The 12,332-nt window shown below is 61.7% G+C and carries 7 protein-coding genes; all 7 read left to right on the top strand.

Going from position 1 to position 12,332, the window contains the following annotated elements:
* The first annotated feature begins 9 nt into the window (after positions 1-9).
* The 7 genes from holA to narH all read left to right on the top strand — a co-directional run bounded on the left by holA (position 10) and on the right by narH (position 12,331).
* Complete coding sequence (gene holA, locus AC1DWQ_RS05785; RefSeq protein WP_477668768.1) at positions 10-1,119, top strand: DNA polymerase III subunit delta; 1,110 nt, start codon at positions 10-12, stop codon at positions 1,117-1,119.
* Between the two features lie 56 nt (positions 1,120-1,175).
* Complete coding sequence (locus tag AC1DWQ_RS05780) at positions 1,176-3,131, top strand: type IV pili methyl-accepting chemotaxis transducer N-terminal domain-containing protein (protein ID WP_477668767.1); 1,956 nt, start codon at positions 1,176-1,178, stop codon at positions 3,129-3,131.
* Positions 3,118-3,825 carry a response regulator gene (locus AC1DWQ_RS05775; RefSeq protein ID WP_477668766.1) on the top strand — a complete coding sequence of 236 codons (708 nt, stop codon included), beginning with the start codon at positions 3,118-3,120 and terminating at the stop codon, positions 3,823-3,825. Before AC1DWQ_RS05780 ends, AC1DWQ_RS05775 begins: the two co-directional genes overlap by 14 nt.
* A gap of 160 nt (positions 3,826-3,985) precedes the next feature.
* Positions 3,986-5,248 (top strand): MFS transporter, encoded by a 1,263-nt coding sequence (locus tag AC1DWQ_RS05770; RefSeq protein ID WP_477668765.1) that lies wholly within the window; start codon positions 3,986-3,988, stop codon positions 5,246-5,248.
* Positions 5,249-5,276: 28 nt separating this feature from the next.
* Positions 5,277-6,941: an MFS transporter gene (locus tag AC1DWQ_RS05765; RefSeq protein ID WP_477668764.1), complete on the top strand. Its 1,665-nt coding sequence runs from the start codon at positions 5,277-5,279 to the stop codon at positions 6,939-6,941.
* A 42-nt stretch (positions 6,942-6,983) separates the two neighbouring features.
* Entirely contained in the window at positions 6,984-10,802 is a 3,819-nt protein-coding gene (locus AC1DWQ_RS05760) for a nitrate reductase subunit alpha (protein ID WP_477668763.1), read from the top strand.
* Positions 10,799-12,331, top strand: coding sequence for a nitrate reductase subunit beta (narH, locus tag AC1DWQ_RS05755; protein ID WP_477668762.1), 1,533 nt, complete (start codon positions 10,799-10,801; stop codon positions 12,329-12,331). The genes AC1DWQ_RS05760 and narH overlap by 4 nt, the downstream gene beginning before the upstream one ends.
* Position 12,332: the final 1 nt, after the last annotated feature.

The raw sequence follows: 12,332 nt of genomic DNA, 5'->3' as shown, positions 1-12,332 counted from the left end.
ACTCCCCTCATGAATCTGGCCCCTGCCCAACTCCAGGAACACCTCAAGCGCGGCTTGAAAAGCCTGTACACCCTGCACGGCGACGAGCCGCTGCTGGTGCAGGAGTTTGCCGACGCGCTGCGCGCTGCGGCGCGCGAACAGGGCTATACCGAGCGCACGGTGCACACCGTGGCCGGCGCGCATTTCGACTGGAGTGAGGTGCTGGCCAGCGGCGGTTCGCTCAGCCTTTTCGCTGATAAACAGATCGTCGAGATCCGTATCCCCAGCGGCAAGCCTGGAAAAGACGGCTCCGTCGCGTTGCAGCAAATCGCCGAACGCGCACAGGGCGACGACTCCACCCTCACTCTGGTCATGCTGCCGCGGCTGGACAGCATGACGGCCAAGGGCGCGTGGTTCGGCGCGCTCGAAAGCTTCGGCGTCACCGTCAAATTCGACCCGATTGACCGCCGCAGCCTGCCACAGTGGATTGCCCAGCGCCTGCAACAGCAGGGCCAGCGCGTGGCCGCCGGCGAAGAAGGCCAGCGCACGCTGCAGTTTTTTGCCGACCGGGTGGAAGGCAACCTGCTGGCCGCGCACCAGGAAATCCAGAAGCTGGGGCTGTTGTACCCGGCACAGCCCGACAGCGCCCTGAGTTTTGATCAGGTGGAAAACGCCGTGCTCAACGTGGCGCGCTACGACGTGTTCAAGCTTTCTGAGGCTGTACTGGGCGGCCAGTCGGTGCGCGTGGCGCGCATGCTCGACGGCCTGCAGTCCGAGGGCGAATCCGAAGTGCTGGTGCATTGGGCGCTGGCTGAAGACATCCGCAGCATGAAGCGCGTGAAAGATGCGATTAGCGCCGGGCGCCCCATGCCCATGGCGCTGCGCGAAAACCGCGTCTGGGGCATCAAGGAAAAACTGTTTGAGCGCGTGCTGCCACAGATCGGTGACACCACTTTGTCCAATCTGTTGCACGCCGCCCACAAGGTCGACGGCATCGTCAAGGGCCTGAAGCAGCCTGACTGGCCCGCCGACGGCTGGCAGGCGCTGCACCGGCTGGCCGGTATGGTCTGCGCCGAGTGCGCGGCGCCGTCGCCCGTGTCCCGCAGGCCGCATGCCATGGCGGACGGCTCAAGGGCCTAGCAGCAACGCCCAGGGCATGGGTGGCGCGCCACTCTGATCGGGGTTACGCTCGTGACATGCAACAGACGGCGTCCCTGTCCAAAAAACTCATTCGCATAGGTGCCAGCCTTCTGATCGTCGCGCTGGCGTCCATAGGGTTGACCCTGTGGGTGACCTGGCAACTTGAAGGAGGCGCTGCGGCGGTCAACGAGGCCGGGCGTATGCGCATGCAAACCTGGCGGCTGGCCAGTGCGGTGCAGGCGGGGGTGGAGCGTGCCGAGCGGCAGAGCCTGGTGACCCGGTTTGACGAGAGTCTGTCGCTGTTGCGCGAGGGCGATCCGTCCCGGCCGCTGTTTGTGCCGTGGGACGACCAGGTGCACCAGCGTTTTGCCGATGTCGAGTCCCTGTGGCTTGCTCAGCGGCCGCTATGGCTGGCCGAGCCGGCCCCGCAGGCGCAGGTCCTGCTGAAGGCCGGCGGCGAGTTTGTTGAAGCCAGCGACCGCCTGGTGCTGGTGATCGAACAACACCTGTCCCGCCTGACAGCCATCTTGAACCTGTTCCAGCTCCTGATGATGGCCTTGGCCATCGGTGGGGCGGTCATCATGCTTTACACCGGCTACATGTATGTGATCAATCCCTTGGGGCAGCTCCGGCAAGGTTTGCAGAAGCTGGAGTCAGGGGATTTCAGGACGCGCATCGAAGTCGACACCGTGGATGAATTTGGCCAGGTGGCCGCCGGCTTTAACCATATGGCGGCCACCTTGCAATCGCTTTATGAAGGATTGGAAGCCAAGGTCGAGACCAAAACACGGCGTATTGAGGCGCAGCGCGTTCGACTGGAGGCACTCTACAAGGTCAGCGCTTTCCTGGCCCAGGCGGGCAGCATTGACGAGCTGGCGCGCGGCTTTGCCCAGCGCGTGCGCGCCGTGATGAAGGCCGATGCCGCCACAGTCCGCTGGTCCGACGATGCCAACCAGCGTTATCTGATGCTGGCCTCCGACTGTTTTCCGCAAGACCTCGTGGAAGAAGAGCGCAGCCTGCTGGCCGGGGCCTGTGCATGCGGCAACCTGCGGCCGGACGCGCGTACCCGCGTGATCCCGATTCTCAGCCACGATGAAGCGCCGGTACGCCATTGCGCCAAGGTGGGGTACGAAAACGTGGTCAGTGTGCCGATACGGCTGCAGCAACGCCTGCTCGGCGAATTCAACCTGTTCTTTCGCGCGCCTGTTTTGCTGAGCGCCGACGAAGTCGAATTGCTGGACGCACTGGCCAGCCACCTGGCCAGTTCCCTGGAGGGTTTGCGTGCAGACGCGTTGGACCGGGAGGCGGCGGTCGCGGAGGAGCGCGCCCTGCTGGCGCGCAACCTGCACGACTCGATTGCCCAGTCATTGGCCTTTCTCAAGATCCAGGTGCAGTTGCTGCGAACAGCCGTACAGAAGGGCCAGACCTCGCAAATGCAAGGCGCTCTTGATGAACTGGACATTGGGTTGCGCGAAAGCATCAGCGACGTCCGCGAATTGCTGGTGCATTTCCGCACGCGCACCAACACTGACGATATTGAGCAGGCGCTGCAGGAAACACTGCAGAAATTCCAGAGCCAGACGGGGCTGTCCGGGCAATTGCAGGTCCATGGCCAAGGGCTGCCGCTGCCATCCGATGTGCAGGTTCAGGTGCTGCATGTGGTGCAGGAGGCGCTGTCGAATGTGCGCAAGCATGCCGGTGCCGCGCAAGTCGAGCTGGAAGTAGTCAAAGGCGCACGTTGGCGTTTTGTGGTGCGGGACAACGGTGCCGGCTTCGACACCCAAAAGCACCCGGGGGAGTCACATGTGGGTCTCAACATCATGCGGGAGCGTGCCGGGCGTATTGGTGCTGAAGTGAACGTTGTCTCCGCGGCGGGGCAAGGAACTACGGTCACGCTGACATTGCCGCCTCATCCCGAGGTCGGAGGTGGCATGGCGGCGCAGTCCACGGCACCGGCACCAGCTGCAGCACTTCGTACGGCAGCTCAGGGAGACCTCAATGAAATCCATTGAATTGCTGGTGGTGGATGACCACACCCTGTTTCGCCGAGGGCTGGTGGCGCTCCTGTTGCAGGATGGCCGTTTCGACGTGGCTGGCGAGGCCAGCGATATCGGCGAGGCATTGCGCTGCGTAGCGCGCAGCAAACCTGACCTGATTCTGCTTGACAATCATCTCCCGGGGGTACTTGGTGTGGATGGCATCGCGGCGCTCAAGGACGCAGCGCCAGGCACTCGCATCCTGATGCTGACGGTCAGCGAAAACGAAGGGGATCTGGCCACAGCGCTGCAAGCCGGAGCCGACGGCTATCTGCTGAAAACTGTGGAGCTGGACCATTTGTCGGAATCCATCATCAAGGTCCTGGAAGGCGAGTCGGTCGTGAGCCCGGAAATGATGACCAAGCTGGTGGCGGCCTTCCGGTCCAAGCCCCCTTTGCCCGTGACCGGCGAGGTCGCTGCCGTGGAAACGAGCAGCAATGGGAGCGCGCTGGCGCCGGAGCAGAACGACTCGGCCCTTGCGCTGCTGTCGGCCCGCGAGCGGGAGGTCCTGGCCTTGATCGCGCATGGCGACAGCAACAAGGTGATTGCCCGCAAGCTCGATATCGCCGAGACCACGGTGAAGATTCACGTTCAGCACATCCTGCGCAAACTACAGCTCAGCTCGCGCGTGCAGGCCGCGGTCTACGCGGCTGGCCGCGACCTGACTTGACAAAGATCAAGGCCGGGGCAGTTTGACCCGGCGCTAGTTCTTCATGATGAGGTGGCGAGGTTCCACGTCGTCTTTTTAATGCCGCCTGCCTGTTCTGAAGAAGGATATTCAGCAGCGCGCTAAACGCCGACAGTCATGCCATGTCTCAGGAGAAACATGCATGAGCTCTGAACTCGGTAATTCAAGGAAGGCCTGGTCGGTGCTGATTGTCAGCACACTGGCCTTCACCGTCTGCTTCATGGTCTGGATGATGTTCGGCGTGATCGGCATTCCGATCAAGAAGATGTTGAACCTCAACGCCACGGAGTTCGGCCTGCTCGCGGCGACACCCGTGCTGACAGGTTCCTTGATTCGCGTACCGTTGGGTATCTGGACCGACCGCTACGGCGGACGCATCGTCATGGCGATCTTGATGGCCACCACGGTGCCTGCCATCTGGCTCATGAGTTACGCCACGGTCTACTGGCATTTCCTGGTGATCGGCCTATTTGTTGGCCTGGCCGGTGGATCTTTCTCGGTGGGAACACCTTACGTGGCGCGCTGGTTCCCGAAAAGCCGCCAAGGTATGGCCATGGGGGTGTACGGTGCCGGCAACTCGGGCGCTGCCGTCAATAAATTTGTGGCGCCTGTGCTGCTGGTGGCTTTTGGCTGGGCCATGGTGCCGCAGGTGTACGCGGTCATCATGCTGGCTGCGTTGGTGCTGTTCTGGCTGTTCAGCTACAGCGATCCTTCGCACCTGGTGCCCAGCCACGTCAAGTTCAGTGATCAGCTCAAGTCGCTGAAAGATCCGAAAGTCCTCAAGTATTGCCAGTACTACAGCATCGTGTTCGGCGGCTATGTGGCCCTGTCGCTCTGGATGGTGCAGTACTACGTGGGTGAATTCGGCCTGGACATCCGCGTGGCAGCCCTGCTGGCAGCCTGCTTCTCATTGCCGGGCGGCGTGCTGCGCGCTTTTGGTGGCGTTCTGTCCGACAAGTACGGCGCGCACAGCGTGACCTGGTGGGTGATGTGGGTCAGCTGGGTCTGCCTGTTCCTGCTGTCTTACCCGCAAACAGATTTCACCATTCTCACGGTCAACGGTCCAGCCACCTTCCACATCGGGCTGAACGTCTACACCTTCACCGCGCTCATGTTCATCCTGGGCATTGCCTGGGCCTTCGGCAAGGCCAGTGTCTTCAAGTACATCAGCGACGACTACGGCGCCAACATCGGCGCGATCAGCGGCATTGTCGGGCTGGCCGGCGGCTTGGGTGGCTTTGTGCTCCCCATCATCTTCGGAGGACTGATGGACCTCACCGGCATCCGCTCGAGCGCCTTCATGTTCATGTATGGCGTGGTCTGGGTCTCGCTGATCTGGATGTACTGGACCGAAGTGCGGCGCACTGAAGTCATGGGATCGAACGCAAGCGGCGCATTGGCCTGATGCGGCCATCTTCTTCAAGGGAAAAATCATGAGCACCAAGTCTGCAGCAAGCACGGCCATTCCAGCCCTTCAGTCGCGCTCCTCCGGCGCCGACATCACCGACTGGCGTCCCGAGGACGAGCAGTTCTGGGAAAGCACCGGAAAGCGCATTGCCTACCGCAACTTATGGATCTCCGTGCCCAGCCTGCTTTGCGGTTTTGCCGTCTGGGGCATGTGGGGCATCATCACCGTGCAGATGCTCAACCTGGGCTTTCCCTTCACCCAGGCCGAGCTGTTCACGTTGACAGCCATCGCGGGGCTGGCCGGCGCCACCATGCGCATTCCGGCTTCCTTCCTGATCCGGTTGGCAGGCGGGCGCAACACCATCTTCCTGACAACTTCGATGCTGCTGGCGCCGGCCATCGGCACCGGCATCGTGCTGCAGCACCCCGAGTGGCCGCTGTGGTCTTTCCAGCTGATGGCCTTGTGGTGTGGGGTGGGTGGCGGAAACTTCGCCAGCTCCATGTCCAACATCAGCACCTTCTTTCCCAAGAGGTTGCAGGGCACGGCGCTCGGCCTGAATGCAGGACTGGGCAATTTCGGCGTGACGACCATGCAGATCGTCATCCCGCTGGTGATGACCCTGGGTCTGTTTGGAGGCCTCGCAGGCGAGTCGACCAATCTGGTCAAGGACAGCGGCTGGATCTTCGGCAAGATTGTGGCGGGCACACCCACCTGGATCCAGAACGCCGGTTTTGCCTGGCTGCTGTCGCTTGTGCCGTTGTCGGCTATCTGCTATTTCGGCATGAACAACCTGACGACCGTCTCTCCAGCCATTGGCGGCACCATCCCGGCCTTTCTCAAAATCATCTGGCTCTACACGCTGTCATTTGTCCCGGCAGGCATTGGCCTGTACCTCTACCTGCCCAAACCCACGGGCTTGGGCTTGCTCAACATGTGGATCGCCATGCCCTTGATTGTGGCAAGCACCTTGCTGGTGCTCAAGCTCACTGCCTTCGGCACGATGAAAGAAAACATCACCAAGCAGTTTGCGATCTTCAGCAACAAACACACCTGGTCACTGACGCTGCTGTACATCGTGACTTTCGGCTCCTTCATCGGTTTTTCGATGGCCCTGCCGCTGGCCATCACTGTGATCTTCGGCATCAGCCACGTGCCGGACGCCGCTGGCGTCATGCAGCACACGCTGAAAAATCCGCACGCACCGTCGGCGCTGACCTTTGCCTGGATAGGCCCCTTTGTCGGCGCGCTGATCCGGCCTGTGGGCGGCTGGGTTTCGGACAAGGTCGGTGGCTCCATCGTGACGCAGATCATCTCCGCCGTGATGGTGCTGGCTTCCGCTGCGGTGGGCTACGTGATGCTGCTGGCCTACAAGTCGAATGCGCCCGAGCAGTACTTCCTGCTCTTCATGGTGCTGTTTGTCGTGTTGTTTGCTGCCAGCGGCATCGGCAACGGCTCCACCTTCCGCACGATTGGCGTCATCTTCGACCGCCAGCAGGCCGGCCCGGTACTGGGCTGGACCTCGGCCATCGCCGCCTACGGTGCCTTCATCGCCCCGGTGGTCATCGGCGTGCAGATCAAGGCCGGCACGCCGGAAAACGCCATGTACGGCTTTGCCATCTTCTATGCGCTGTGCCTGGTGCTGAACTGGTGGTTCTACCTGCGCCGCGGCGCCGAGATCAAAAATCCCTGAGCGAACGCTGAGCCCGCTTTTTACCGCTTTACGGAGAAACAAATGAGTCACTTTCTTGATCGACTGAGTCACTTTTCCAACCCCAGGGAGTCCTTCTCCGGGGGCCACGGTGTCACCACTGCCGAAGACCGAACCTGGGAAGACGCCTACCGCAACCGCTGGGCACACGACAAGATCGTGCGCAGCACCCATGGCGTCAACTGCACGGGTTCGTGTTCATGGAAGATTTATGTCAAGGGCGGCATCGTCACCTGGGAAACCCAGCAGACCGACTACCCGCGCACGCGCTGGGACATGCCCAACCACGAGCCGCGCGGCTGCTCGCGCGGCGCCAGCTACAGCTGGTACCTGTACAGCGCGAACCGCGTCAAATACCCCATGGTGCGCGCACGCCTGCTCAAGCACTGGCGCGAAGCGCGGTTGACACTGCCGCCGGTCGAGGCCTGGGCGGCGGTGGTGCAGGACGATGCCAAGCGGCGCGACTACCAGAGTGTGCGTGGCCTCGGCGGATTTGTCCGCTCCAGCTGGGACGAAGTCAATGAAATCATTGTCGCCTCCAACGTCCATACCATCAAGAGGCACGGTGCTGACCGCATCATCGGCTTCTCGCCGATCCCGGCGATGTCCATGGTCAGTTACGCCGCCGGCTCGCGCTACCTGTCGCTGATAGGCGGCGTGTGCATGAGTTTTTACGACTGGTACTGCGACCTGCCTCCGTCCAGCCCGCAGGTCTGGGGTGAGCAGACTGACGTGCCGGAGTCGGCCGATTGGTACAACTCGGGCTTCATCATTGCCTGGGGCTCCAACGTGCCGCAGACCCGTACCCCTGATGCGCACTTCTTCACCGAAGTCCGCTACAAGGGCACCAAGACCGTGGCGATCACGCCCGACTACTCCGAAGTCGCCAAGCTCTCTGACCTGTGGTTGCATCCCAAGCAGGGCACCGATGCTGCGGTCGCCATGGCCATGGGCCATGTAATCCTGAAAGACTTCTATTTCGGCGGCAACGGCAAGCCGCGCTCTGCCTACTTCGATCATTACGCACGCCGTTACACCGACCTGCCCATGCTGGTGATGCTCAAGGAGCACCAACTTGAAAATGGCGAAACCGTCATGGTGCCGGACCGTTATGTGCGCGCGTCCGACTTCAACGGCAAACTCGGCCAGGCGAACAATCCTGAGTGGAAGACCGTGGCGTTCGACGCACAGGGCAAGGTCGTCTTGCCGCACGGTGCCATCGGCTTTCGCTGGGGTCCTGATGGCCGCGCCGACGCCGGGCAGTGGAACCTGGAGTCCAAAGAGGCACGCCAGGGTGACGAGGTCGCGCTCAAGCTGTCGGTGATGGAGGGCGATGCCCCCAGTGCCGACAGCGCCAAGGTCGGTTTTCCGTACTTCGGTGGCATTCACCATGAACACTTCCCCAACAACGAGCAGGGTGACGTGCTGGTGCGCACGGTTCCGGTTCAGCGCATTTCGCTCGGCAAGGCCGGCGAGGAGCGCTCAGCCCTGGTGGCGACAGTCTTCGACCTGCAGGTCGCGCAATACGGCATTCCCCGCGGCTTGCCCGGTGAGCTGGCTGCGGCCGACTTTGACGACAACACCCCTTACACCCCGGCCTGGCAGGAGCAGATCACAGGGGTGCCACGCGACCAGATCATCGCCGTCGCGCGCCAGTTTGCCGACAATGCCGACAAGACCGAAGGCCGGTCCATGGTCATCATCGGGGCCGGCATGAACCACTGGTACCACAGTGACATGAACTACCGCAGCGTCATCAACATGCTGATGATGTGCGGCTGCATCGGCAAGAGCGGGGGTGGCTGGGCGCACTACGTGGGCCAGGAGAAACTGCGACCGCAGACCGGCTGGACGCCGTTGGCCTTCGCGCTTGACTGGATCCGCCCACCCCGGCAGATGAACTCCACCAGCTTCTTTTATGCGCACACCGACCAGTGGCGCTACGAGAAGCTCGGCGTGAACGAGGTGCTATCGCCACTGGCCGACAAGAAGCTCTACGGCGGCAGCATGATCGATTACAACGTGCGCGCCGAACGCATGGGCTGGTTGCCGAGTGCACCGCAATTGCAGACCAACCCGATGCAGGTGGTCAAGGATGCTCAGGCCGCTGGCCTGGATGCCAAGGACTATGTCGTCAAGTCGCTCAAGGATGGCTCGCTCAGGATGAGCTGTGAGGACCCGGACCATCCGGACAACTGGCCGCGCAACATGTTTGTCTGGCGTTCCAACATCATCGGTTCGTCGGGCAAGGGCCATGAGTACTTTCTCAAGCACCTGCTCGGCACAGACAACGGCGTGCAGGGCAAGGATCTGGGAACCGAAGAAGGCAAACCCGAAGAGGTGGTGTGGCATGACAAGGCGCCCGAGGGAAAACTGGACCTGCTGGTCACGCTCGACTTCCGCATGAGTACGACCTGCCTGTACTCCGACATCGTGCTGCCGACCGCAACCTGGTACGAAAAGAACGACCTCAACACCAGTGACATGCACCCCTTCATCCATCCGCTGTCCACCGCGGTGGATCCGGTGTGGCAATCGAAAAGCGACTGGGAAATCTACAAGGGCTTCGCCAAAAAATTCAGCGAGCTGTGCGACGGGCATCTGGGCGTGGAGAAGGAAATGGTGCTGACCCCGGTGATGCACGATACCCCGGGCGAGCTGGCTCAGCCGTTTGAAGTCAAGGACTGGAAGCGTGGCGAGTGCGAACTGGTGCCCGGCAAGACGGCGCCCCAGATGCAGGTCGTCGAGCGCGACTATCCCAACGTCTACAAACGATTCACTGCCGTGGGCCCCCTGCTCAACAAGGTGGGCAACGGCGGCAAAGGCATTGCCTGGAACACCGAAACCGAAGTTCGGCAACTCGGCGAACTCAACGGCTTGGTCACCGAACCGGGCGTGACCCAGGGCATGCCGCGTATCAACAGCGACATCGATGCCTGCGAAATGGTGTTGCAACTCGCGCCCGAAACCAACGGCCATGTGGCGGTCAAAGCGTGGGCGGCATTGGGCAAGCAGACCGGCCGCGAGCACACCCATCTGGCGCTGCACCGTGAGGACGAGAAGATCCGCTTCCGCGACATCCAGGCCCAGCCGCGCAAGATCATTAGTTCGCCGACCTGGAGCGGCATCGAATCGGAAACCGTGTCGTACAACGCCGGTTACACCAACGTGCATGAACTGATCCCATGGCGCACCCTCACGGGCCGCCAGCAGTTCTACCAGGACCACCCTTGGATGCTGGCTTTCGGCGAGGGCTTGGCCAGCTACCGGCCGCCGGTGAACCTGAAGGCCACCGCCGGGGTGCACGGTATTCGTACCAACGGCAACACCGAAATATTACTGAACTTCATCACGCCGCACCAGAAGTGGGGCATCCACTCGACGTACACCGACAACCTGTTGATGCTCACGCTGAGCCGGGGCGGGCCCATCATCTGGCTCAGTGAAGATGACGCCAAGCTGATTGGCGTGGAAGACAACGACTGGATCGAGGCTTACAACGTCAACGGCGCAATTGCCGCGCGGGCTGTCGTCAGCCAGCGTGTCAAACCCGGCATGGTGATGATGTACCACGCGCAGGAAAAAATCGTCAACACCCCGGGTTCGGAGATCACCGGCCAGCGTGGCGGCATCCACAACTCCGTGACGCGCATCGTCCTCAAGCCGACGCACATGATCGGCGGGTATGCGCAACTCTCCTACGGCTTCAACTACTACGGAACCATAGGCACCAATCGCGACGAATTTGTCGTGGTGCGCAAGATGAGCAAGGTCGACTGGCTGGACACGCCGCGCGATGACGACCGTGCGTTCGCCGTGCAGCAAATGGGAGAAGCAGCATGAAAGTACGCGCACAAATCGGCATGGTGCTCAACCTGGACAAGTGCATTGGCTGCCACACCTGCTCGGTCACCTGCAAAAACGTCTGGACCAGCCGGCCCGGCATGGAGTACGCCTGGTTCAACAACGTCGAAACCAAACCCGGTATTGGTTACCCGAAAGAATGGGAAAACCAGGACAAGTGGAACGGCGGCTGGGTGCGCAAGGCCGACGGCTCCATCGAGCCGCGTCAGGGCGGCAAGTGGAAGCTGCTCATGCGCATCTTCTCCAACCCGAACATGCCGCAGATCGATGACTATTACGAGCCCTTCACCTTCGACTATGACCATCTGCAGTCAGCGCCAGAAATGAAAGCCGCGCCAACGGCGCGGCCTCGCAGCCTGATCACCGGCAAACGCATGGAAAAAATCGAGTGGGGTCCGAACTGGGAAGAGATCCTCGGCGGCGAATTTTCCAAGCGCAGCAAGGACGCCAACCTGGCGAACTTTGACCAGGTCCAGAAAGACATGGTCGGGCAGTTCGAAAACACCTTCATGATGTATTTGCCGCGCCTGTGTGAGCACTGCCTGAATCCGGCCTGTGTGGCTTCCTGCCCTTCCGGCTCGATCTACAAGCGCGAGGAAGATGGCATCGTGCTGATCGACCAGGACAAGTGCCGCGGCTGGCGCATGTGTGTCTCGGGCTGCCCGTACAAAAAAATCTATTACAACTGGAAAAGCGGCAAGGCCGAGAAATGCACCTTCTGCTATCCGCGCATTGAAGCCGGCCAGCCGACTGTCTGCAGCGAAACCTGCGTGGGCCGCATCCGTTACCTCGGTGTGGTGCTGTACGACGCCGACCGCATCCAGGAAGCGGCCAGCGTGGAAGACGACAAGGACCTGTACCAGGCCCAGCTCGACATCTTCCTGGACCCGAACGATCCGAAGGTGATTGAGCAGGCGCGCAAGGACGGCATTCCCGAAGCCTGGCTCGAAGGCGCCCGCCGCAGCCCGGTCTACAAGATGGCGGTGGAGTGGAAGGTGGCACTGCCGCTGCACCCCGAGTACCGCACGCTGCCCATGGTCTGGTACGTGCCGCCGCTGTCGCCCATCACTTCGGCGGCCAATGCCGGCCACATCGGCGTGAACGGTGAGCTGCCCGACATCGCGCAGATGCGCATTCCCGTGCAGTACCTGGCCAACCTGCTGACCGCCGGCGACACGGCGCCGGTGATCCGTTCGCTGCAGCGCATGCTGGCCATGCGTTCCTACCAGCGCAGCAAACATGTGGACCAGGTGCAGAACCTGGCGGTGCTGGAGCAAGCCGGGCTGACGGTGGCCGAGGTCGAGGAGATGTACCACATCATGGCGATTGCCAACTACGAGGACCGCTTTGTGATCCCGACCACCCACCGCGAATACGCTGAAAACGCTTTCGACATGCGCGGCGGCTGCGGCTTTACCTTCGGCAATGGCTGCTCCGACGGCGCCAGCGATGTCAGCCTGTTCGGCGGCAACAAGAAACGCACTATTCCCATCAAGGTGGAGGTTTGAC

This window comes from Polaromonas sp. P2_G11 (genome assembly GCF_056403595.1).
This window is presented reverse-complemented; position numbering and strand designations above follow the sequence as displayed.

Bases quoted from the DNA above. Each gene is read 5' to 3' on its own strand.
- holA (WP_477668768.1), top strand. From the start codon at position 10: ATGAATCTGGCCCCTGCCCAACTCCAGGAACACCTCAAGCGCGGCTTG.
- AC1DWQ_RS05780 (WP_477668767.1), top strand. From the start codon at position 1,176: ATGCAACAGACGGCGTCCCTGTCCAAAAAACTCATTCGCATAGGTGCC.
- AC1DWQ_RS05775 (WP_477668766.1), top strand. From the start codon at position 3,118: ATGAAATCCATTGAATTGCTGGTGGTGGATGACCACACCCTGTTTCGC.
- AC1DWQ_RS05770 (WP_477668765.1), top strand. From the start codon at position 3,986: ATGAGCTCTGAACTCGGTAATTCAAGGAAGGCCTGGTCGGTGCTGATT.
- AC1DWQ_RS05765 (WP_477668764.1), top strand. From the start codon at position 5,277: ATGAGCACCAAGTCTGCAGCAAGCACGGCCATTCCAGCCCTTCAGTCG.
- AC1DWQ_RS05760 (WP_477668763.1), top strand. From the start codon at position 6,984: ATGAGTCACTTTCTTGATCGACTGAGTCACTTTTCCAACCCCAGGGAG.
- narH (WP_477668762.1), top strand. From the start codon at position 10,799: ATGAAAGTACGCGCACAAATCGGCATGGTGCTCAACCTGGACAAGTGC.